This is a genomic window from Hymenobacter polaris (assembly GCF_012927305.1).
Classification (GTDB): Bacteria; Bacteroidota; Bacteroidia; order Cytophagales; family Hymenobacteraceae; genus Hymenobacter; species Hymenobacter polaris.
In genome coordinates, this window is the sequence record NZ_JABBGH010000002.1 from 792886 (window position 1) to 814604 (window position 21719).

Sequence of the window (21719 nt, forward strand, 5' to 3'; positions counted from 1 at the left end):
AAAACCCGGCCAACGAAGCCGGGTTTTCTGTTTGGGCTAGCCAGCAGAATTTTCCGCGGCGGGTGGAGTCTTTTTGCCCGGCGGCCGGCCGCGGCGGGGGGTGGTGCTGCCATCTGCCTTGGGCTTGGCGGCGCGCCTGGGCCTAGGGGACGTTTGAGCAGCATCGGCAGCCGAAGGAGTGGCAGCAGCGGGTGGCGACGCTTCCGCAGTCGCTGGCGTGGCCTTGGGCCGGCCGCGCCGGGGCTTGGCTGGTGTGGCTGCGGCGGGTAGTTGCCCATCGGTAGCCAGTACGGCCGGATTTTCTACTAGCTCCGCCACGGCGGGCCGTTCTAGCAAGACCTCTGGCAAAATGGGCGTCGAAATAATAGGAGCCGGGTTGGTAGCCTCTGATACCTCAGCGTCGGCCGCCGTGGCGACCGCTGGAACTTCGCCACTCGCCGGGCGGCCGGGCCCCGCGCTGCGAAACAGGCTCGCGCGCTTGGGCCGCTTCACCTGGCTCGATTTGGTGATGACCTTCGACTTTTTGGGCGTGGGCCCAGTGCCGCGCTTGCGCACCGGCGCAGCCACCGGCGTAGCCTCTACAATTTCGTCGGCTTCAGTTTCGTCGGCTGGAGTTGCTTCAATTACCGGCTCGTGCAGCGGCTCCGATACCAACGGGGCTTGCTCATCGGGCGGAGCCGTCGGCGGTAGCTCGTCGGTAGTTTCGGCGGCCAGCAGGTTGTCGGCTACCTCAGCAGCCAGCAGCGACAACTCCTCGGCGGGGCCGGCATCAACTGCGCCTGTAGCCTCGTCAATTGGTAAATTTTCCGCATTATCGAGCAGCTGCTCGGCTACCAGGCGGGCAGCGTTCTTGCGGGCCGTGCGTTTGGCCCCGCCTCGCGAGCGGCGCTTCTTTTTCTTGGCCGGATAAGGGCCAGCGCTGTCTGGTTCGGTTAGACCGGCAGGTTCCAGCGCCGCCGCACTCTCGACCGGAGTCTCTTCCAGCAGCTCATCGCCGATAAGTACTTCTTCCGGTAGCTCGTCAGGCATCTCCACCGCGTAGTCTGCCGCCGCTGCTTCAGCGGGCGCTGCTGCCGGCTGCTCTGGGCGGCGGTCACGGTCGCGCCCCCGGCCCCGGCGGTTGCGGCCCCGGCCCGGGCGCTGGTCTTCCAGCGGAGCAGTAAGGCTAGGAGCAGCTAGGTGCGTAGTTTCTTCGCCACCAATATCAATGCGCTCCTCACCGTCGTCTTCGATTAGTGGCTCAGGCTGGCGGGCGGGGCGCGGCGGCGGTAAGGCAGCCAGCTGGCGCTGCACATCGCGCAGCTCCTGGCGCACCTCCACGCCTTGGCTCAGCAGGCGCTCCAGGCGCTCGGCCGTTTGGTCGAGGAAGGTGCGGTGCTCGGGAGCCCCTAGGTGCAGCGGCCGGTGCGTCAGCGACTGCCGCACGGCGGCCCATTCCTTGCGGAAGCGCCCAAAATCGGCGTCGAAATACACGCGGGCAAACCGGTCCCAGATATACTCTTCCGCCGCCTCCGACGGGTGCAGCATGTCGCTGGCGTAGAAGCGGTAGTCGCGCAAGTCGTCGTTCAGCAGCTCATACGCCGGGAAGTAGCTCACGCCCGGCAATAGCTCGCTCAGGTAGTGGCAAGCCACGCGCAACACCGATTTGCTCACCGCGTTCAGCGGCAGCGTATCCTTCAGATGGCGCACGGGACTCACCGTCAAGGCAATGCGAATATCAGGCTTGATGCGGCGCAACAGGGCGTGCACTTCGGCCAGGCCATTTACAATCTCGTCGGCCGTTAGCAGCTCCTTCTCAAATAGTTGGGCCGGCAGCTTGTGCAGGTTGCTCACCAGCTCGTCGGTTTCGCGCAGGCGGTAGGCCCAGGCTGTGCCCAGCGTTAGCACCACCAAATCAGTTTGGCGCAAAAAGTCGCTCACGCGCTGCACCTGCTGCTGAATAGTTTGTAGCAGCTCCACCGGCGAATCGGCCCCTAGGGTACCATGAAAGTCAAAGCTCTGCCAGCGGCCCCGCGCCTCTACTACGTGCTGCTGCCAGTCCTGCGCTTCGCCAGCGGCGGCGCGCAGCAATTTCGCCAGTGCCAGCGGTTGAAACACCGTGCCGAACGGGTTCACCAGCGCAGTTACCTTATTTAGCCGTAGCCGCTCGCCCATGCTATCGGCAAAGCACGAGCCCACCGTTAGCACCCGCGCCGAGCGGGGCAATTGCCGCTCCTGCGGCGCAATCGTCAATTCAGTCCGAAACATTCCTGGCAAAGGTAACCCTTGATATAGCTGTTGGCCGAAAGCGGCCCGCCAGTAGCTGGCCACGTCGATAAAAGGCGTAAAGCCCCAATAGACGGCTTATCGGTTGATAAGGCCACCCATTGGGGCTTTGATAGCGGCAATGCAGGCTAACAGCCGCTGCGTAACAGCTAGGCAGCTACTACGCGGAAGTTTACCGTGTGCTTCACCTCTTTGTGCAGGCTAGCGGTAGCCGTGTAGTCGCCAGCAGCCGTGGGCTCCTGGTCGAAGCTCAAGCGCTTGCGGTCTACGTCGATACCCTTGTTTTTCAGTGCTTCAGCGAGTTGCAGAGTCGTCACGCGGCCGAAGATTTTGCCGGTTTCGCCCACTTTGGCGGGCAACTCAAATACCTGGTCGCCAATTTGGTCGGCCACGGCTTGGGCATCAGCTTTCACCTTCTCGGCTTTGTGCGAGGCCTGGCGCACGTTCTCGGCCACGATTTTCTTGGCCGACTTGTCGGCTACGATGGCTAGGCCCTGCGGCAGCAGGTAGTTGCGGCCGTAGCCTGGCCGTACCGTTACGAGGTCGTTCTTGTAGCCCAGCCCCTTAACGTCGTCTTTCAGAATTACTTCCATGGTTGTTGGAAATTGTGACTTCTAAATGTGTAAGTGCTAAACTGACCGAAGGTCAGCTCAGCAGCTTACCCTTTATAAGCCAACATTCATAATTTATTTAAGGGCGTCGGCTACGTAGGGCATTAGGGCCAGGTGGCGGGCTTTCGCCACTGCCTGGGCCACTTTGCGCTGGAATTTGAGGCTGGTGCCCGTGATGCGGCGGGGTAGGAGGCGGCCCTGCTCATTCACAAACTTTAGCAGGAAGTTCGGGTCCTTATAGTCCACGTACTTAATGCCGTTCTTCTTGAAGCGGCAGTACTTGTTGCGCGTGTCAACGGGCTTGCCGCCGTTGTTGCGGTCGTTCTGGTTGTTGCGGTTGTTAGGAGTTGCCATCGTCGTTGCTTACTTAAAAATTACTGGGCTACGGCTTCGGTTTCCTTGGCAGCGCGCTGCTGGTTCATCTCGCCGTTGCGGCGGCGCTCGTTGTACGTCACCGCGTGCTTGTCGAGCACCGTGGTGAGAAAGCGGATAACGCGCTCGTCGCGGCGGAAAGCCAGCTCGAGGGCGTCTACTACGTTGGCTTCGCCGCTGTGCGAGTACGTCAGCGTGAAGTAGTAGCCCGTGCTCTTCTTCTGAATCGGGTAGGCAAGCTTGCGCAGGCCCCAGGCTTCAGTGGCAATAATGTCGGCGCTATTTTCCTTAAGCACCTGCGAGAACTTCTCGACCGTCTCTTGCACCTGGCCCTCGTTCAATACGGGGGTGAGGATGAAGACCGTCTCGTAATTTCTTACGTCCATGACGGAGGTTGAATTTATGAGTGAAAAATTAATTGGGGTGCAAAGGTACTGACTTTCGGGCACATTGCCAACGGTTGGTGCTACTTCTTAGGCCTAGCCCCCTATTAGACAGCCGGCCCTAGCCTCGCGTAGAAGCCCACTTTTGCCAGTAGTGCCGCCTAGCTGCGGCTACTACCCTAGGTCTCCCTTACTTGGCACCTGTTGCTGGAGGGGAAACTTGAATTATTTCTATTAACTTTTTAGGAAGGCAGCTACTGCATACCCTAGTAACCAAGCTGAAAAGCAGACGCCTAAAAAACGAAACTGCCAGGCTCGGATTAAGCCCACAGCCAATACCTTAGTAGATACTAGCCCTCAAGATGGTTTTAAGAACCGATAGGATTTGGCTATTTGGTATATTTCTAAATAAGCTTGCGGGTGCTGTAAAGGCCCTTCCTGCTTTTGCCACCCACGATTCCTAGCCTACATTTGCACCCCGGAAAGGGTATTCCCGAACTCCGTTTTACCTGTTCGTTTGAACGATGAATAGCTTTATATTCCGCACTACCACCTGGGTGCTCGGCCTGTTTTTGGCTTTGGCCGGCCCAGCATTGGCCCAATCAGACGCTACGGCTCCTCCTAAGCAGAGCACAGCAACTGCCCCTGGCACTGCTCCTGCAGCTGCCGGTGGTGGCGGCGACCAAGCAGGTATTGCCGCTGGCGATGCCTTGTTTAAAGCCAACTGTACCCAGTGCCACGCCGTGAATGAAAAGGTAGTAGGCCCAGCGCTAGGTGGTATCTCCAAGCGCCGCTCTATCTCCTGGATTATTCCATGGATTCACAATTCGGCGAAAGTTATCGCTAGCGGCGACGACTACGCCGTGAAGCTTTATAATGACAACGGCAAGCAGCAGATGCCTGCTTTCCCGCAACTGTCGGATACGGACATCAAAAATATTGTAGCTTGGATTGGCTCGCAGGAGGGCGGTGCTACGGCTGCTACCGCCGGAGCTACCGTGCAAAATGCTGGTGCTGCTGATGGCCAAGCTGCTAGTGGCGATGCTGGCGCGGCAGCCGGTGGGTATACCGACATCCTGCTCATTGTATTGGTGGTAGTGCTGATTGTGCTGGTAGTAACCCTGGCCATCATCGCCAACTTGATGAAGGATGTGCTACAAGGCCGCAAGGACTTGGACGGCCGCGACGTAGAAACGTTGAATCAGCGCTTCGACTGGTCGGGTCTGTACCGCTCGCCGGTGCTGCGTGGCATCGTAGGCGTGGTTTTCGCCTTGGTGCTACTGTACGAAGGCGTGCAAAGCGTAATGGCAGTAGGCCTGACCCAGGGTTATCAACCCACGCAGCCAATTGCCTTCTCGCACAAGATTCACGCCGGCGAAAACAATATCAACTGCGCCTACTGCCACACTTCGGTGTATAAAGGCAAGTCGGCCAACATTCCTTCGGCCAACATCTGTATGAACTGCCACTCGCAGATTAAGACGGAATCGCCAGAGATTAAGAAGATTTACCGGGCTATTGAGCGCAAGCAACCCATTCAGTGGGTACGGGTACACAACTTACCCGACCTAGCCTACTTCAACCACTCGCAACACACGGTGGTAGGTAATATCCAGTGCCAGACCTGCCACGGTCCCATTCAGAACATGGAAGTGGTATATCAGTACTCGGCCCTCACGATGGGTTGGTGTATCAACTGTCACCGCGAAACGCCACTCAACACGAAAGGCAACGCCTACTACGATGCCTTAGTGAAGCTGCACGATAAGTCGAACAGTGCCGTGCCGTTCACCGTGTCGTCGAACGGGGGTACTGAGTGCGCCAAGTGCCACTACTAGGCTATCAGCTAAGCACAAGATTTTTCAATAACGCATTTCTAAGCAAGACCCGAGCCATGCCAGAAAAAGCGCTTAGCGCTATTCTGGCCCCGCGCCGTAAGTCGCATTTTCGATAAAATGAAGTACTGGAAGGGAATTGAAGAGCTAGAGAATTCGCCGGAATTCGTTAAGAATGCTTTCGCCGAGTTTCCCGACTTTTTGCCGGTTAAAGAAGCACGCGCTGGTTCAGTTGATGAATCGGCCGCTCCCCGCCGTGATTTTCTGAAGTTAATGGGTTTTGGGGTAGCTGCTGCTACCCTAGCTGCCTGCGAAACCCCCGTGCATAAGGCTATTCCTTACTTGAATAAGCCACAGGAGGTTGACCCAACTATCTCTAACTTCTACGCTTCCACTTATTTTAACGGTTCGGACTATAATGCGGTACTAGTAAAGACCCGTGATGGCCGCCCGATTAAGCTGGAAGGCAACCCGGAGTCGCCCATTACGCGTGGTGGCTTGTCGGCTCGTGCCCAAGCGGCCGTGCTTAATCTTTACGATGGTGCCCGTTTGCAACACTTTGCTATTAAGGGCAAAGAGGCTAAGACGGACGACGTAGACCGCGCCGTGCGCAGTGGTCTAGCTAATGCTCAAGGCCGCCTTGTGGTGCTGTCGCCCACCATTATCAGCCCTAGTACCAAGCGCGCCATTGCCGCGCTAGCCGGTCGCTACCCACGTGTTGAGCATGTGATGTACGATGTTAACTCCGCCTCAGGCCTATTGCAGGCCAACGGTGGTGTACTGCCGGCCTACGACTTCAGCCGGGCCAACGTCATTGTGAGCCTAGGGGCTGATTTCCTCGGTACCTGGATTTCGCCTGTTGAATACGCGCGGCAATACGCTACTACCCGTAAGATTAATACGGGTAAGCGTACCATGTCGAAGCACTATCAGTTTGAAGCTAACTTGTCGATGACGGGAGCTAATGCTGACGTGCGGGTGCCTGTGCGGCCTTCGCAGATTGGCTCGGTAGCCCTGGCTCTGTACAATGCCGTTGCTGGTGGCGGTGCGGGAGGCAACTTGCCAGCTAACGTGCAAAAGCAAGTAGCGCAGGTAGCGAAAGACTTACAAGCTAACCGCGGGGCTTCGCTAGTAGTAACCGGCTCGAATGACCCCTCCGTGCAAGCAGTAGTTGCTGGTATCAACCAGGCACTTGGCAACGTAGGCTCAACTATTGACCTGACTAATCCGGCTTACGTGCGCCAAGGCGACGACGCTCAGATGAATCAGTTTGTAGACGACCTGAAGAGCGGGGGAGTAGGCGCAGTTATTTTTTACCATGCCAACCCGGTGTATAATCACCCTCGGGGCAAGGAGATTGAAGCAGCATTGCCTAAAGTAGGCCTGACGGTATCTTTCAACGACCGCCTTGACGAAACCGGCTCGCTTTGCCAGTATCAGGCTCCTGATAACCACTGGCTAGAATCTTGGAATGATTACGAGCCTAAGCGGGGTAGCCTAAGCTTGGCACAGCCGGCTATTATGCCGCTATTTAAGACACGGCAAGCCCAGGAGAGTCTCCTGCGTTGGGCTGGCTCAAATGAGACGTACTATAACTTCTTGCGGGCTGGCTGGCAGCAGGTGCTAGGGGGTGGTGCTGGTTTCCAGGCCGCCTGGGATAAAGCGGTGCACGATGGGGTAGCTACCGGGTCCGCCTTGCCAAAGCCAACCTTCGCAGGGCGCACCGTAAGTGCTACTGAAGCCGCCGGCACTCTCAGCAATGCTGCTAAGCAAGGTATTGAAGTAGCTTTATATGAGAAAGTAGGTATTGGTGATGGTGGGGTAGAGGGCAACAATCCCTTCTTGCACGAGCTACCTGACCCCATTACCAAGGCTACTTGGGGCAACTACCTCGCTATCCCACGCAAGATGGCGGTAGATAACAAGTGGGAGCAAGGTGATGTAATTAAAGTTACAGTTGGTGGGCAGTTTATCGAAGTGCCGGTGCTGGTGCAGCCTGGGCAGGCCGATGGTACGGTAAGCATTGCCCTAGGGTATGGCCGCACTAAAACGGGTAAGGTAGGCGACAACTTAGGGGCGAATGCTTTCCCGCTGGCTATGTTCGCCAACGGCGCAGTGCAGTATATGAATACTGTAACGCTTGAAAAAACCGGCGCTACCAACCCTATCGCCCAAACGCAAACGCATCAGACGCTGATGGACCGCCGTGAGGTGGTGCAAGTAAATACGCTAGAGAAGTATCGCGAGAATCCTAAGGAAGTAACTGAATACGAGAAGGTATATACCCCAGAGGGCATGGAAAAGCCCAATAAGGTGTCGTTGTGGCAGGATTACCAATACAACGACCACCACTGGGGCATGGCCATCGACCTAAACTCGTGCATTGGCTGTGGCTCGTGCGTGATTGGCTGCCAAGCCGAGAATAACGTGGCCGTAGTTGGCAAGCAGCAGGTGATTAATCGCCGCGAGATGCACTGGATTCGCATCGACCGCTACTACAGCTCGGATACGCATAAAGACGAGTTTGATAAAGAGGGTAAGATTACCACTTACCGCAAGATGGAAGACCCAGCAGCTAACCCGCAAGTGGTGTTTCAGCCGATGATGTGCCAGCAGTGCAATCATGCGCCCTGCGAAACGGTATGCCCGGTGCTAGCTACTACGCACAGCTCGGAAGGTCTCAACCAGATGACCTATAACCGTTGCATCGGTACGCGCTACTGCGCTAACAACTGCCCATACAAAGTGCGTCGTTTCAACTGGTTCTCGTATTATTCAAACGAGAAGTTTGAGGACGTGAACGGTCATATGTTCACTGACCTCGGCCGTATGGTACTGAATCCTGACGTAACGGTACGGGCTCGTGGGGTAATGGAAAAGTGCTCGTTCTGCATCCAGCGCATCCAGCTAGGAAAGTTGGAAGCTAAGAAGCAGAAGCGCCGCCCGAAGGATGGTGAGATTGTAACTGCCTGTGCACAGTCGTGCCCCACCGAAGCTATTCTATTTGGTGACATGCGCGACCCTAGCAGCCGCATCAGCCAACTGCTACGTCGCGAGGACGGAGAGCGGGCTTTCCACTCGCTTGATTCGATTAACGTGCAGCCTAACGTGACGTATCTAACCAAGATTCGCAACTCGGACTCCACTATGTTTGGCAAAGAAGAAGGTGAAGAAACAGAAGAAAAGCAGCCTGCTTCCAACCGCCCTGTTTAGTTTACTAACTCTCTAATCCCCACATCCTTATGCAGCACATCTCAGCTGTACGCGAGCCGCTCGTTACCGGGGGTAAAACGTACCACGACGTTACACAAGACGTGTGCCGGCAGGTAGAAGCCGCTCCCAACATTCGTTGGATGGCTGCATTCTCCGTAGCGCTGTTTTTTCTAGGTGTATTCTTCTACTCCGTGTATCGTACCGTATGGTTCGGCATCGGTGAGTGGGGCCTAAACAAAACGGTTGGCTGGGCCTGGGACATCACCAACTTTGTGTGGTGGGTAGGTATCGGCCACGCCGGTACGCTCATTTCAGCAGTACTACTACTTTTCCGGCAGAGATGGCGGAGCAGCATCAACCGTGCTGCGGAGGCTATGACAATTTTTGCCGTAATCTGCGCTGGCCAGTTCCCGATTTTGCACATGGGGCGTCCATGGCTCGGCTGGTGGGTGTTGCCCTTGCAAAATACGTTTGGCTCACTATGGGCGAATTTTAACTCGCCACTGTTGTGGGACGTGTTTGCCATCTCCACGTATTTCTCGGTTTCGCTGGTATTCTGGTACACTGGTCTGATTCCTGACTTCGCTACCATCCGTGACCGGGCTAAGGGTAAGATTGCCAAGTTTAGCTATTCGATGCTGAGCTTCAACTGGCGTGGTTCGGCCAAACACTGGTCACGTTACGAGACGGTATCGCTGATTTTGGCTGGCATCTCAACGCCGTTGGTGCTGTCAGTGCACACCATTGTATCAATGGACTTTGCTACCTCAGTAGTACCGGGCTGGCACACAACCATCTTCCCTCCTTACTTCGTAGCGGGTGCTATCTTCTCGGGCTTCGCCATGGTACTGACGCTGATGCTCATCACCCGCGTGGTGTTTAAGCTAGAGGATTATATTACCCTAGAGCACATTGCACTCATGAATAAAATCATGATGGTTACGGGCTCTATCGTAGGTGTGGCGTACATCACAGAGTTCTTCATTGCTTGGTATTCGCAGGTAGAGTACGAGCAGTATTGCTTCTTAAACCGTGCTACTGGACCATACTGGTGGGCTTACTTAAGCATGATGTCGTGCAACGTGCTCTCGCCGCAGATGGTATGGTTCCGACGCATCCGCTATAGCATTACGATGACTTTTATCTTGTCGATAATCGTGAACATCGGTATGTGGTTCGAACGCTTCGTAATCATTGTGTCATCGTTGCACCGCGATTACCTGCCTTCGTCGTGGGCTATGTTTTCGCCTACCATTATCGATGTGGGGATGTACGTTGGTTCAATCGGCCTATTCTTCACGCTATTCTTACTTTTCGCTAAGTTCTTCCCCGTGATTAACATGGCTGAAGTGAAGACTATCTTGAAGTATACTGTCAACAACGGTCCGACTTACGGCGGCCCTAACAACGGTGGTCAACCCATCACGCGTACGGCTGCTCCCGCTCCTTATTCTACCCCCGGTGTTCCGGCTTCGGCACCCGTAAACTACGATAAGCATGAATAGCCCCGCCGTTACCTCTGCCGGCCCGGTAGTGCAGGACACGCACCACACTTCTGCCAGCCGTACTAAACGCTTCGCTGTAGGCATTTTCGAGGATGAGGACGTGCTGCTTCATGCCATTGATAACATGCGGGCGGCGGGTGTTAGAATCTATGACGTATTCTCCCCCTACCCTGTACACGGCATCGATGATGCCCTAGGGATAGAGCGCTCACGTTTGCCAATTGCGGCCTTCTTCTTTGGCTGCTGTGGCTTATCGTTTGCCCTTTGGATGCAGATTTACATGTTGGGTTTCGACTGGCCGATGATTATTGGTGGCAAACCCAACATTGCTTTACCTTCATTCATCCCGGTAAGCTTCGAATTAACGGTACTGTTCACGGCCTTTGGCATGATGATTACCTTCTTTACCATCAGCGGACTGTACCCAAAGCCAACGGTGAATGTGCTTGACGCCCGCGCCACGGACGATAAGTTTGTGGTGGCTGTTGAGTTAGATGAATCCAGCTCGCAGTTGTCGAAATTGACTACGCTTTTCCGTGATAATGGGGCTAGCGAAGTCAATCACAAGGAAATGACCAACTTCTAATGATGTCGCCTTTTCTAAAATACGGGCTGGCCTCGGCTTCTTTGGCACTAAGCCTTGGTGTGGTGTCTTGCACGCCTGATGCCGGTGACCCTGGCGTAGAATATGCGCCGGAGATGTACGAATCAATTCCGTACGAGCCGCTTCGCCAAATCAGCTTCAATACTGTCAACCCTTTTGGCATTAATGAGCGCGACCCAGCCATTGGGACGATACCGCGTGGTAAACTAGCTTACTTCGACCATATTCCGAAGGACAGCGTTCGTATCGCGGAGCGAGTACTGCAAAACCCGTATCCCTATACTAAGGCCAATATTGAAGAAGGCCAAGTATTGTTCACGCGTTACTGCCAGCACTGCCACGGCGAAGGTGGCAAAGGTGATGGCCCGGTAGGCCAGAAATTCAAAGGGGTACCCAACTACGCGACGGGAGCCTACAAAACAATGAACGACGGTCACATCTACCACGTGATTGAGTGGGGCCGCAACCGTATGATGCCCCATGGTTCGCAGGTAAATCCGGAAGAGCGTTGGAAAATTGCTATGTACGTACACGTATTGCAACTCAACAACGACCCAGCCGACTTGCCGAAGCTCGTTAAAGTAAATGCACCAGTTCCCGTAACGAGCGCTACTGAGGGCAATGCTTCAGTGATGACCGATGGTCTCAACCAGAAAGCTGAGGGACAAGCTGGCACTAATAAAGAGTCTGCCACGCCTGGGCAAGGCAACACTAAAGGCCGTAATGGCCGCATGTAACTGAACTATGGCAACAGTACATCATCACGAAGCCCCAGTTGCTGAGCAGCTACACTTGAGCGGAAAAGCCCAACGTACCTTTTACACCATTATTGGTGCTGGTATTCTGGTTCTTATTATTGGTATTGTCGTGGCTCTCTTTAGCAAGAGCGGGCATAACCCGGCGGGCGTAAGCCCTATGGTAGACGCTACCCATGATGCCGATGCGCACGACCATGGCTCCGTCCTAGGCCGTCGAATTTTGGTAAGCCTCTGGCACAGCAATGTATTCTTTATTGGTGTTTCAGTCGTAGGTACCGTCTTTATGGCTATCCAGTACGTAGCCTATGCGGGTTGGTCGGTAATAGTAAAGCGCATCAATGAAGCGCTAAGCGCTTGGCTGATTCCAGGGGCCGTACTGCTAGCAGTACTCTTTCTATACGATGCATTAGTGGCTCACCAGATTTTTCACTGGACGACGCCAGGCATTATGGATCCTAAATCGGCCAACTACGACCACATTATTGCTGGTAAGAAAGGCTTCCTGACCACTGGATTCTACTTGGTACGGATGGTTTCGTACCTAATCATCTGGATTGTGTTCTCGCGCAAACTTCGCCAGTTGTCGTTGGAAGAAGACCGGATGGGTGGTACATACTATTTCCATAAAAGTATTGTGGCAGCAGCCATGTTCTTGGTGCTGTTTGCCGTAACCTCTTCGATGTCGGCCTGGGACTGGGTGATGTCAGTTGATGTTCACTGGTTCAGCACTATGTTCGGCTGGTATGTATTTGCCTCTTGGTGGGTATCAGGCATTGCCGCTACCACGCTAACGGCCATTTTCCTGAAGCAAGCTGGTTACCTGCGCTTTCTGAACGCCAATCATTTTCACGATTTAGGCAAGTTGATGTTTGGTTTCAGCATCTTCTGGACTTACGTGTGGTTCTCACAGTTCATGCTTATTTGGTACGCCAACCTGCCTGAGGAAGCCGTGTACTTCAACCAGCGCCTAGGAGGATTCAATGGCAGCTATACTTGGATTTTCTACTTCAACCTAGTAATCAACTTTGGCTTCCCTTTCTTGGCACTAATGACCCGCGATGCCAAGCGCCAGATGATTATTATGAAAATCGTGTGCATTGCCATTTTAGTAGGGCACTGGTCGGACTTTTATTTAATGTTTATGCCGGGCACCTTACAGGGCAATAATGGGTTTCTAATTGAGATTGGCATCGCCATGATTTTCTTAGGCTCCTTCCTTGTACTAATGACCCGCCGCTTGGCTGAAGCCTCGTTAGTGCCAGTTAATCACCCCTTTGTAGAAGAGAGCGTCCACCACACTACGTAATAACTTTTTAGAAATAAGAGCCGAAAGCTTAGAGCTTAGAGAGTTGCGCCGCTGTGCTAGCTCTAGGGTCTAAGCTTTCTGTTCTAAAGTCTAAGCCCTACTCACTTCCAAGATGACTGCTTTAACTATTTCGCTGGTACTGGTACTCCTACTGGTGGTATTTGGCCTGCTGTTCCGCATCCAAATACTGACAGCCATTTTCTCGGGCTCAACTAACCGGGAAATTGGCACCAGCAACCGCGTGAATGCCTTGCTCATGCTGGTATTTATGGTAGTAGGTGGCGCCCTGTTCTTCTACTCCTTTGTGCAGGCTTACCCTAAGATGAATCCGCCCATCGCATCTATTCATGGCCACGCTATGGAAAAGATGTTTTGGACGACGATGGTTGTCATCGGCATTGCCTTTGTGATTACCCACATCTTACTTTTTGTATACGCCTATAAGTATCAGCACCGCGATAACCGCCGGGCTTATTTCTTTTCGCACAACAATAAGATTGAGGTCATCTGGACAATTATCCCAGCCATTGTAATGGCTACGTTGATTTTTGCCGGTTGGAAAGCTTGGACCCGCATTACCGGCCCAGCTCCTAAAGATGCAGTAGTGCTGGAAGTGATGGGCAAGCAGTTTAACTGGCTGGTGCGCTATCCCGGCCGCGACCTAAAGCTAGGTGTAGTGAATTATCGCCTCATTGATGCTTCAAACGACTTTGGGTTTGACCTAAGCGATAAGGCATCGATGGATGACTTCACTGCTTCTGAGATTCACGTGCCCAAGGGCCATCCGGTACTTATTAAGATTCGCTCGCGCGATGTGTTGCACGCTGTTTACATGCCTCAATTCCGAGTGCAGATGTATGCAGTGCCAGGTATGCCGACGCGCTTCTGGTTCACACCTACTACGACAACCGATGAGATGCGGGCCAAATTAGGCAATCCTGCCTTTAATTATGAGTTGGCTTGCAACCAGATTTGTGGCCTAGGTCACAATGCCATGAAATTTATCATCGTAGTAGACGAGCCCGATGACTATCAAGCTTGGTTTGCCGCGCAAAAGCCAAATTCCCAGAACGCAGACCTCATGGCTTCTTTCAAGCAGATGAGCAAGCAAACCGGCCTAGGCCAAGGCGGAAGCCAGGAAGCTAGAAAGAGTTCTATCAATGAAACGGGGGAGTCACCGGCTACTATGCCGCTATCCGCTCAATCCTCGCTTTAGGATTTTGGCCTTACATTTAAGTAATCAATAAACATTCATATGGCTACTAACATGACTGGCTCATCGCAGGCGCAAGGAGGTATTGGCACCGCTGCGGCGCCAGCCACCACGCACGATGACCACCTGCACGAGCATGACCACCACGACCAGCACTGGCTGTGGAAGTATGTGTTCAGCCAAGACCATAAAATGATTGCCCGTCAGTTCCTTATTACGGGGATGTTCTGGGCTATCGTAGGTGGCGCGCTATCTAGCTTGTTCCGTTTGCAATTAGGTTGGCCGCAGGCTACCCTAGGCTGGCTAGAGCCCATTTTAGGTAAGTGGGTAGTTGGCGGCAAAATCGCTCCCGAGTTTTACTTGGCCCTAGTGACGATGCACGGCACTATCATGGTGTTCTTCGTGCTAACGGCTGGTTTGTCAGGTACATTTTCCAACTTCCTGATTCCGCTGCAGGTTGGTGCCCGCGACATGGCCTCGGGCTTCATGAACATGCTTTCGTACTGGTTCTTTTTCCTGTCGAGCATCATCATGTTCAGCTCATTGTTCTTGGAAACGGGCCCGGCAGCTTCTGGTTGGACTATATACCCACCACTATCGGCGTTGCCGCAAGCCATTCCCGGCTCAGGTATGGGTATGACCATGTGGCTGGTGAGCATGGTGTTCTTCATCGTATCGCAGCTGCTGGGCGGAGTTAACTACGTAACGACAGTTATCAACCTGCGCACCCGCGGCATGAGCATGAGCAAGCTGCCGCTCACTATCTGGGCTTTCTTCCTTACGGCAATCCTTGGTATCCTATCGTTCCCAGTGCTGTTCTCGGCAGCTTTGCTGCTGGTGTTCGACCGCTCGTTTGGTACTTCATTCTTCCTTTCTGACATCTATATTGCTGGGCAGGCGCTACCCAATCAAGGTGGCTCGCCAGTGTTGTTCCAGCACTTGTTCTGGTTCCTAGGCCACCCCGAAGTATATATCGTAATTATGCCCGCCATGGGTATGGTGTCGGAGGTGCTAGCTACTAATGCTCGTAAGCCCATTTTTGGCTACCGCGCGATGATTGGCTCGCTGATTGGTATCTCGCTGCTGTCATTCGTAGTGTGGGCTCACCATATGTTTGTAACAGGTATGAATCCTTTCCTAGGGTCAGTATTCATGTTCCTGACGCTTATTATTGCCGTACCGTCGGGGGTAAAGGTATTCAACTGGCTGGCTACGCTTTGGCGCGGTAATATTCGCTTCACGTCAGCTATGCTGTTCGCCATTGGGTTTGTATCTCTGTTTATTTCGGGTGGCTTGACGGGTATCATCCTTGGCAATGCTACCCTTGATATTCAGATGCACAACACGTACTTCGTGGTAGCGCACTTTCACTTGGTAATGGGTTCGTCGGCCTTCTTCGGCTTGTTTGCTGGGGTGTATCACTGGTTCCCAAAAATGTTTGGCCGTATGATGGATGAGAAGCTGGGCTATATCCACTTCTGGCTCACGTTTGCTGGGGTATATCTGGTGTTCATGCCTATGCACTACGTTGGCATCGCTGGTTTCCCGCGCCGCTACTATGCTTGGACTGGTTTTGATGCTTTCTCGCAATTTGCTGATTTGAACAAGTTCATCTCGACGGCGGCCATTCTGGCCTTCTTCGCGCAATTCGTGTTCATCTTCAACTTCTTCTACAGCATCTTCCGGGGCCGTCGTGCTACCCAAAATCCCTGGAACTCAACAACTCTGGAGTGGACTACCCCGATTATTCCTGGCCACGGCAACTGGCCGGGTGAGATTCCGGCTGTGTACCGCTGGCCCTATGACTATAGCAAGCCTGGCTCTGATAAGGACTTCATTCCGCAGACCGTACCGTATTCGGCTACACCGGAGTCGAACCTGCCTTATGAGCAGGAATTATCTGAATAGCTTTCGCTAAAACGAATGCCCTAAAACGGGCCGCCGCACGTCGGCGGCCCGTTTTTTTATAGTAAAAACCTTCCTTGCTCGAAGCGATTTGCGCGGCAATCTTGTTTACCCAGTTATGTTAAAGAACCTAGGTTTCGTGCGCCGCTTTCGCTTTTGGAGCGGCTTAACGGTAGCAAGCGTGTACCTACTTATTCTGGTTGGCGGTGTGGTACGAGCAACTGGTTCGGGTATGGGATGCCCCGATTGGCCTAAGTGCTTTGGGCAATGGGTGCCCCCCACCCAAGCCAGCCAATTACCGGCCAATTACAAGCAAGTGTATACGGCGCAACGGGTAGCTAAAAATCAAAAACTAGCGCGCACTTTAGAGCATTTGGGATTTCGACAAGTAGCAGGTAACATCTTCGCCCATCCTACGCAGTATATCGATACCGATTTTAATGCCACCAAAACCTGGATTGAGTACCTCAATCGCCTGTTGGGGGCTCTAATCGGCATTTTTGTTTTTGTAACAGCGGTGGTGGCGTTGCCTTATTGGCGGCACGACCGGCCGGTATTTTGGCTGGCAGTGGCTAGCTGGCTGCTTACGGGGGTACAGGGCTGGCTAGGGTCGCTGGTAGTATCTACCAACCTGCTGCCCGTGATGGTAACCGTGCACATGGGCCTAGCCCTGCTGATAGTGGGGCTATTGCTGTGTGCCGCTCATCGAGCGCGGTATGGCCGCGGTGAAGTACTGGCCCTAGACGCCCCCGCCGAGCTAGAAACAACTGGTCAGCAACTCGACGATGAAACTCCTGCCATTACAGTTGGCTTGCGCTGGCTGGTGGGTGGGCTGCTGCTGCTAAGCTTTGGGCAGATTATCATTGGCACGCAGGTACGCGAGCAAATCGATTTGATAGCGGCGGCTCACAGCTACGCCCAGCGCTCAACATGGGTGGCGCAACTGGGCAACGTATTTGAATCGCACCGGACGCTGGCGGCTTTGGTAGTGCTGGCTAACGTAGTAGTGGGCTACTGGCTGTGGCAATTAGCTGAGCCCGCTATCCAACGGCTAGTAGGGCTGATGGGGCTACTGCTGGCAGTGGAGATGGCCGCGGGTATTTCGCTGGCTTACTTCGGGCTGCCGGCCTGGCTGCAGCCCGTGCATCTAACTATTGCTACGCTGCTATTTGGAACCCAGTTTTTGTTGCTACTGGCCTTGCGGCGCCTAGCTGCGGCCAGCGGTCGGGCTATTGCTGCTACGCAGCTGGCGGCGCCAGTTAGCTAGGTGCCCGCCCTAGGGGCAATGGGCCGTACCTTTGCAGCCGCAAATTAAATGGGTTTAATGAACAAGGCGCGCGCCTACTTTCAGCTGCTGAAATTTCGGCTTTCCTTCACGGTGGCCTTTTCAAGCGCGATGGGGTACTGGCTGGGAGCAACGGCGCCAACGTGGCCACGGGCCTTGCTTGTGCTACTAGGGGGGCTGCTGGTAACTGGCGCCGCCAACATCATCAATCAGGTTTTTGAGAAAGACCTAGATAAGTTGATGCACCGCACCGAAAACCGGCCGCTGCCCACCGGCCGCCTATCGGTAAGCGAGGCGTGGGGGTTTTGTGCCTTGCTGGCGGTAGCGGGCCTAGGGCTGCTGGCGTATTATTTCAATCCGCTCACGGCAGCCCTCTCGCTGCTCTCGCTTATCCTCTACGGGTTTATTTATACACCACTTAAAACCGTGTCGCCGGTGTGCGTGGCGGTAGGGGCTATCCCGGGTGGACTGCCGCCGCTTATTGGCTGGGTGGCGGCCACGGGGCACTTGGGTGTGGCGGCTTGGGTGCTGTTTGGTATTCAGTTTATGTGGCAGTTTCCGCACTTCTGGGCCATTGCCTGGGTGGCCGATGAAGACTACCGGCGCGCTGGTTTCAAAATGCTGCCCTCGCCTGGTAACCGCGATTTGCGCACGGCCTTCCAGATAATGACCTACACGGTGCTGTTGGTGCCGGTATCGCTGCTGCCGCTGGTGCTGGGCATCTCGGGGCGCGTGTCGGCGGGCATTGCGCTGGTGTGCGGGGTGTTGTTTACGCTGCTCACCGTGCAGCTCATGCGCACCCAAGACCGTAAGGCTGCGCTCAGTATCATGTTTGCTTCGTTCCTGTACCTGCCCATTGTGCAAATTGCGCTAGTGCTGGATAAAGTCTGATTTTGAAGCAATTATCCCTAGGGCATTATTCTGCAAAAAGACTGATTTAACGGAGTTAAACCTACCCGCAAGTTGTTAAACTAGCAACGTACTGTTCGTTTTCTAACCCCAAAGGCTGGCTGCTGGTAGTGGCTGGCTAAGTGCTACTATGATGGACGCAACCCAAGAACTCCCCGAAAAAGAAGTGGGCCTCGGCTGGCACCCCTACCGGGTGCTGCTGATACTGATGATTTTTAGTTTCTTCATGGTCTTTGCCGGCTGGACTAGCGGCTACATCGTGCGCCGCGATGAAGGCAACTGGCGCGAGTTCGACCTGCCCAATATTTTTATCTTGAGTACTGTCCTCGTCACTCTGAGCAGCGCTACCATTCAGTGGGCTTATTACTCGGCTAAGAAGGACGAGCTGCGGCGCGTGCAGGTTGGGTTGGTCTTGACGCTGCTGCTGGGCCTAGGGTTCTTGGCCAGCCAGTGGGCCGCCTGGACCTACCTGGTGCATCAAACCAACACATACTTCGGCGGCGCCGATGCCAATCCATCGGGTTCGTTTCTGTACGTGCTTACGGGCTGGCACGCTTTTCACATCATTTCGGGGCTGATATTCGTCGGCGTGGTTTTGAAGCGAAGCCTTAACTATCAGGTGCATTCGCGGGCTATGCTCTCGATTGGCAATGGCGCTATCTACTGGCACTTCTTGGGCCTGCTTTGGTGGTACTTGTATTTGTTCCTACTTTTGAACCACTAATAGGCTTTCTGGCGTAAAGCCAGCCGGTATTCCTGTTATCTGCTATGGCCCAATCTACCACCCTGCAGCCCACGGCTGCTACCACCGACTTTGCCGACGCCCCGCGCTCCGGCACCTGGGATGGCGGCAACGAACCTTTCAGAGCGAGCTACGGCAAGCTGATGATGTGGTTTTTCCTGTTGTCGGACACGTTCACCTTTGGCGCGTTTCTGACGGCTTACGGCCTCATCCGCCACAAGCACGGGGTATATACCGGGCCGGCTAAGGATTTCTTCTTCAGCACCGCCCACTGGCCGGTGCCGGAAAAAGTGTTTAACGCATTTCCCGGCTTCCACGGTGTCGATTTGCCCCTGGCCTTCGTGGCCTTGATGACGATGATTCTCATCTTCAGCTCGGTAACGATGGTGCTGGCCGTAGAAGCTGGCCACCGCCTGGATAAAGCCGACGTGCAGAAATGGCTGTTGTGGACTATTTTATTCGGCTCGATGTTTCTGAGCAGCCAAGCCTGGGAGTGGAGCCACTTTATTGGCGGCCATGAGGAGCCTACCATTATGGCAGATGGTACCCGCTTTTTTGGCGCCAACCTGGCCATGAACCAGTACGGGCCGCCCTTGTTTGGTGACCTATTCTTCTTCATCACTGGCTTCCACGGCACTCACGTATTCTCGGGCGTTATTCTGCTCATATGGTGCTTTATCGCCACTACCAACGGTACGTTTGAGAAGCGCGGCCACTACGAGATGATTGAGAAAATCGGCCTCTACTGGCACTTTGTAGATTTGGTGTGGGTGTTCGTATTCACCTTCTTTTACCTCGTTTAATTGACCCGGTGGCTTGCGAGTGAGAGGTAAACCCTAGGGTAACTTCTTCCTAAATCACTATTTTGTATAAAAACTATGTCTGCTAACCACGCTGAAGAACTCTCGCTGCATCCCGGCGAAATTGCCAAGCCGAACACCGGCTGGATTTGGAAGACGTTCTGGGTACTGGTTATTATTACGGCTTTCGAGTTCTTGATTGCCTTTACCATGACTTCGCCCGGTCTGCGTACTTTCCGCAACAGCATCTTCATTGTAATGACGATTCTGAAGGCGTTTTTCATTGTGGGTGAGTTCATGCACCTCAAGCATGAAGTCAAGAGTCTTATCTGGACTATCCTCATCCCAACCGCGCTGCTGGTGTGGCTGGTAGTGGCGCTCGTAACCGAAGGCTCTTATGTGGGCGAGGTACTCTCGCACATGTTTAGCTAGGCCTGATGCGGCCGCGCCAGACGATTTTACTGGGCCTGCTTTTGCTGGTGCCGGTGCTGGCATTCCTTTTTCTGTATAGCTTCGGCCGCAACCATTACGCGCTGCCAACCTACTTGCCCGTGCGGGCGGACTCGGTCCGCAGCGCGGCTGGGGGTTGGCAGCGCGATACTGTTTATCACCAGGCTCGTTTGCCGCAGCTACTGGATGCGGCTGGTCACTTGAGTGCCGGGTTGCCCGGCGAATCCAAGGCCATTTACCTAGTGCAGGTGCTAACGGCCCCTAGGGTAGCGGGCGATGACGAGCCCGGCACCCGAGACTTGGCTCGCCTGCAGGAAACTTTTCGGACGCGCTCAGATGTGCGGCTGGCTACGTTAGTGCCCCTCGCCGCCGGCGAAACCACGGCACAGGCCGCCACCCGCTTGCAGCAGTTAAGCGAGCAATACGGCACTATTGCGGGCAAGTGGGCTTTTCTGGCGGCGCCAGCCGATACGCTGGCCCGCGTGGCCCGCTACGAACTGGGCCTCACCGCGCTGCGGCCCGAGCACCTGCCCTTCAACCCCAGTACCGAGCCGGGGAACCTGCCAGCCGGTAGGTTGTTATTGCTAGACCGCAACCGCCACGTGCGGGGCTACTACGACGCCACCGACCGCCACGAGCTGGAGCGGCTAATTACGGAACTCAACGTTTTGCTTTACATCTATGACCACTGCCACTGAGCAGCTGCACCCGCCTACCCTGGAGCCTGGCGATTACACCAAATACAAAATTATTCTGGGTACGCTAGGGGTGGTAGTGCCGGTACTGGTAGCCGTACTGTTCTACTACAAGAACATCTTTCGGATTGAGGGCGCGGGGCACTACCTGCGCATGTTGCCCGCCGTCAATGCGCTGCTTAACTCCCTCACGGCCTTGGCGCTGCTGGTGGGCTTTTACTTCATTCGCCAAAAGAACGTGGTAGCCCACCGCGCCGCCATGCTCACTGCCTTTGGTTTAGGCGGGCTATTCTTGCTGTCCTACGTGGCCTATCACTCGCAGGTCGAGAGCACGCACTACTTAGGCACTGGCGCCTTGCGCTACGTCTATTTTGTGCTGTTATTGACCCATATCAGTCTGGCCGCCGTTACGGTAGGACTGGTGCTATTTACGCTCTACTTCGCCCTCACGGGGCAGTATACCAAGCACCAGCGCATTGCCCGCTGGACGTTTCCTATCTGGCTCTACGTGTCGGTAACGGGCGTTATCGTTTATTTCATGATTGCGCCCTATTACCCGGCTGCTTAGCCGTTGTATCTTTCATGTATTAAGCCCCCATAATATGAAAAAGCTTGTTTTGCTGCTTGCCCTCACGCTGCTCACCCTTGGCGGCCTGCGCCCGGCCCTAGCCCAGTGCGTGATGTGCAAGAGCCAGGTAGAGGCGGCCCGCGCCGAAAAAGACGACTACAACGTAGATGGCCTCAACAAAGGCATTGTGTATATGATGACCGTGCCCTATCTGCTGATGGGCGCGGTAGGCTTCTTCTGGTACCGCCGTACCCATCCGAAGCCGAGCAAGAAATAGCGGTTATTTTTAATGGTTTGGGG

The 21719-nt window shown here is 54.4% G+C and carries 20 protein-coding genes; 16 read left to right on the plus strand and 4 right to left on the minus strand.

Features of this window, described 5'->3' with window-relative positions:
* Positions 1-36 precede the first annotated feature (36 nt).
* The 4 genes from HHL22_RS13665 to rpsF form a co-directional block, all read right to left on the minus strand.
* On the minus strand, positions 37-2247 hold the full coding sequence (locus HHL22_RS13665; protein ID WP_169531913.1) for a GSCFA domain-containing protein: 2211 nt from the start codon (positions 2245-2247) through the stop codon (positions 37-39).
* 167 nt (positions 2248-2414) lie between these two features.
* Positions 2415-2858, minus strand: a complete 444-nt coding sequence (rplI, locus tag HHL22_RS13670; protein ID WP_169531914.1) for a 50S ribosomal protein L9 — start codon at positions 2856-2858, stop codon at positions 2415-2417.
* 93 nt (positions 2859-2951) lie between these two features.
* Complete coding sequence (gene rpsR / locus HHL22_RS13675; protein ID WP_169531915.1) at positions 2952-3230, minus strand: 30S ribosomal protein S18; 279 nt, start codon at positions 3228-3230, stop codon at positions 2952-2954.
* Positions 3231-3250: 20 nt separating this feature from the next.
* Entirely contained in the window at positions 3251-3634 is a 384-nt protein-coding gene (rpsF, locus tag HHL22_RS13680) for a 30S ribosomal protein S6 (protein ID WP_169531916.1), read from the minus strand.
* A 521-nt stretch (positions 3635-4155) separates the two neighbouring features.
* Between rpsF and HHL22_RS13685 the strand changes: the two genes are divergently transcribed.
* From HHL22_RS13685 to HHL22_RS13760, 16 genes are all read left to right on the plus strand, one after another.
* The gene (locus tag HHL22_RS13685) at positions 4156-5469 is read left to right on the plus strand and encodes a cytochrome c3 family protein (protein WP_169531917.1); all 1314 of its coding nucleotides are present in this window, start codon (positions 4156-4158) and stop codon (positions 5467-5469) included.
* A 117-nt stretch (positions 5470-5586) separates the two neighbouring features.
* Entirely contained in the window at positions 5587-8679 is a 3093-nt protein-coding gene (locus tag HHL22_RS13690) for a TAT-variant-translocated molybdopterin oxidoreductase (RefSeq protein ID WP_195809284.1), read from the plus strand.
* Positions 8680-8708: 29 nt separating this feature from the next.
* Complete coding sequence (gene nrfD, locus HHL22_RS13695; protein ID WP_169531918.1) at positions 8709-10184, plus strand: NrfD/PsrC family molybdoenzyme membrane anchor subunit; 1476 nt, start codon at positions 8709-8711, stop codon at positions 10182-10184.
* Positions 10177-10770: a DUF3341 domain-containing protein gene (locus HHL22_RS13700; protein WP_169531919.1), complete on the plus strand. Its 594-nt coding sequence runs from the start codon at positions 10177-10179 to the stop codon at positions 10768-10770. Before nrfD ends, HHL22_RS13700 begins: the two co-directional genes overlap by 8 nt.
* Positions 10770-11525 (plus strand): c-type cytochrome, encoded by a 756-nt coding sequence (locus tag HHL22_RS13705; RefSeq protein ID WP_241738101.1) that lies wholly within the window; start codon positions 10770-10772, stop codon positions 11523-11525. The genes HHL22_RS13700 and HHL22_RS13705 overlap by 1 nt, the downstream gene beginning before the upstream one ends.
* Before the next feature lie 7 nt (positions 11526-11532).
* The gene (locus tag HHL22_RS13710) at positions 11533-12852 is read left to right on the plus strand and encodes a quinol:cytochrome C oxidoreductase (RefSeq protein WP_169531920.1); all 1320 of its coding nucleotides are present in this window, start codon (positions 11533-11535) and stop codon (positions 12850-12852) included.
* 112 nt (positions 12853-12964) lie between these two features.
* Positions 12965-14068, plus strand: a complete 1104-nt coding sequence (locus tag HHL22_RS13715) for a cytochrome c oxidase subunit II (protein WP_169531921.1) — start codon at positions 12965-12967, stop codon at positions 14066-14068.
* Between the two features lie 39 nt (positions 14069-14107).
* Positions 14108-15973 carry a cytochrome c oxidase subunit I gene (locus HHL22_RS13720; protein ID WP_394354456.1) on the plus strand — a complete coding sequence of 622 codons (1866 nt, stop codon included), beginning with the start codon at positions 14108-14110 and terminating at the stop codon, positions 15971-15973.
* A 115-nt stretch (positions 15974-16088) separates the two neighbouring features.
* Complete coding sequence (locus HHL22_RS13725; RefSeq protein WP_169531922.1) at positions 16089-17237, plus strand: COX15/CtaA family protein; 1149 nt, start codon at positions 16089-16091, stop codon at positions 17235-17237.
* A 57-nt stretch (positions 17238-17294) separates the two neighbouring features.
* Positions 17295-18146, plus strand: a complete 852-nt coding sequence (gene cyoE / locus HHL22_RS13730) for a heme o synthase (RefSeq protein WP_169532448.1) — start codon at positions 17295-17297, stop codon at positions 18144-18146.
* Positions 18147-18294: 148 nt separating this feature from the next.
* Complete coding sequence (locus HHL22_RS13735; RefSeq protein ID WP_241738102.1) at positions 18295-18888, plus strand: cytochrome c oxidase subunit 3; 594 nt, start codon at positions 18295-18297, stop codon at positions 18886-18888.
* A 44-nt stretch (positions 18889-18932) separates the two neighbouring features.
* Complete coding sequence (locus HHL22_RS13740; protein WP_169531923.1) at positions 18933-19709, plus strand: cytochrome c oxidase subunit 3; 777 nt, start codon at positions 18933-18935, stop codon at positions 19707-19709.
* Between the two features lie 75 nt (positions 19710-19784).
* Entirely contained in the window at positions 19785-20138 is a 354-nt protein-coding gene (locus HHL22_RS13745; RefSeq protein WP_169531924.1) for a cytochrome C oxidase subunit IV family protein, read from the plus strand.
* Positions 20139-20143: 5 nt separating this feature from the next.
* Positions 20144-20854 carry a hypothetical protein gene (locus HHL22_RS13750; protein WP_169531925.1) on the plus strand — a complete coding sequence of 237 codons (711 nt, stop codon included), beginning with the start codon at positions 20144-20146 and terminating at the stop codon, positions 20852-20854.
* Positions 20838-21419 (plus strand): DUF420 domain-containing protein, encoded by a 582-nt coding sequence (locus HHL22_RS13755; RefSeq protein ID WP_169531926.1) that lies wholly within the window; start codon positions 20838-20840, stop codon positions 21417-21419. The genes HHL22_RS13750 and HHL22_RS13755 overlap by 17 nt, the downstream gene beginning before the upstream one ends.
* A 34-nt stretch (positions 21420-21453) precedes the next feature.
* The gene (locus HHL22_RS13760) at positions 21454-21696 is read left to right on the plus strand and encodes a hypothetical protein (protein ID WP_169531927.1); all 243 of its coding nucleotides are present in this window, start codon (positions 21454-21456) and stop codon (positions 21694-21696) included.
* The last annotated feature ends 23 nt before the right edge of the window (positions 21697-21719 follow it).

Excerpts from the sequence above, each read along its gene's own strand:
- HHL22_RS13665 (WP_169531913.1), bottom strand. The coding sequence starts at position 2,247 with ATGTTTCGGACTGAATTGACGATTGCGCCGCAGGAGCGGCAATTGCCC.
- rplI (WP_169531914.1), bottom strand. The coding sequence starts at position 2,858 with ATGGAAGTAATTCTGAAAGACGACGTTAAGGGGCTGGGCTACAAGAAC.
- rpsR (WP_169531915.1), bottom strand. The coding sequence starts at position 3,230 with ATGGCAACTCCTAACAACCGCAACAACCAGAACGACCGCAACAACGGC.
- rpsF (WP_169531916.1), bottom strand. The coding sequence starts at position 3,634 with ATGGACGTAAGAAATTACGAGACGGTCTTCATCCTCACCCCCGTATTG.
- HHL22_RS13685 (WP_169531917.1), top strand. The coding sequence starts at position 4,156 with ATGAATAGCTTTATATTCCGCACTACCACCTGGGTGCTCGGCCTGTTT.
- HHL22_RS13690 (WP_195809284.1), top strand. The coding sequence starts at position 5,587 with ATGAAGTACTGGAAGGGAATTGAAGAGCTAGAGAATTCGCCGGAATTC.
- nrfD (WP_169531918.1), top strand. The coding sequence starts at position 8,709 with ATGCAGCACATCTCAGCTGTACGCGAGCCGCTCGTTACCGGGGGTAAA.
- HHL22_RS13700 (WP_169531919.1), top strand. The coding sequence starts at position 10,177 with ATGAATAGCCCCGCCGTTACCTCTGCCGGCCCGGTAGTGCAGGACACG.
- HHL22_RS13705 (WP_241738101.1), top strand. The coding sequence starts at position 10,770 with ATGATGTCGCCTTTTCTAAAATACGGGCTGGCCTCGGCTTCTTTGGCA.
- HHL22_RS13710 (WP_169531920.1), top strand. The coding sequence starts at position 11,533 with ATGGCAACAGTACATCATCACGAAGCCCCAGTTGCTGAGCAGCTACAC.
- HHL22_RS13715 (WP_169531921.1), top strand. The coding sequence starts at position 12,965 with ATGACTGCTTTAACTATTTCGCTGGTACTGGTACTCCTACTGGTGGTA.
- HHL22_RS13720 (WP_394354456.1), top strand. The coding sequence starts at position 14,108 with ATGGCTACTAACATGACTGGCTCATCGCAGGCGCAAGGAGGTATTGGC.
- HHL22_RS13725 (WP_169531922.1), top strand. The coding sequence starts at position 16,089 with ATGTTAAAGAACCTAGGTTTCGTGCGCCGCTTTCGCTTTTGGAGCGGC.
- cyoE (WP_169532448.1), top strand. The coding sequence starts at position 17,295 with ATGAACAAGGCGCGCGCCTACTTTCAGCTGCTGAAATTTCGGCTTTCC.
- HHL22_RS13735 (WP_241738102.1), top strand. The coding sequence starts at position 18,295 with ATGATGGACGCAACCCAAGAACTCCCCGAAAAAGAAGTGGGCCTCGGC.
- HHL22_RS13740 (WP_169531923.1), top strand. The coding sequence starts at position 18,933 with ATGGCCCAATCTACCACCCTGCAGCCCACGGCTGCTACCACCGACTTT.
- HHL22_RS13745 (WP_169531924.1), top strand. The coding sequence starts at position 19,785 with ATGTCTGCTAACCACGCTGAAGAACTCTCGCTGCATCCCGGCGAAATT.
- HHL22_RS13750 (WP_169531925.1), top strand. The coding sequence starts at position 20,144 with ATGCGGCCGCGCCAGACGATTTTACTGGGCCTGCTTTTGCTGGTGCCG.
- HHL22_RS13755 (WP_169531926.1), top strand. The coding sequence starts at position 20,838 with ATGACCACTGCCACTGAGCAGCTGCACCCGCCTACCCTGGAGCCTGGC.
- HHL22_RS13760 (WP_169531927.1), top strand. The coding sequence starts at position 21,454 with ATGAAAAAGCTTGTTTTGCTGCTTGCCCTCACGCTGCTCACCCTTGGC.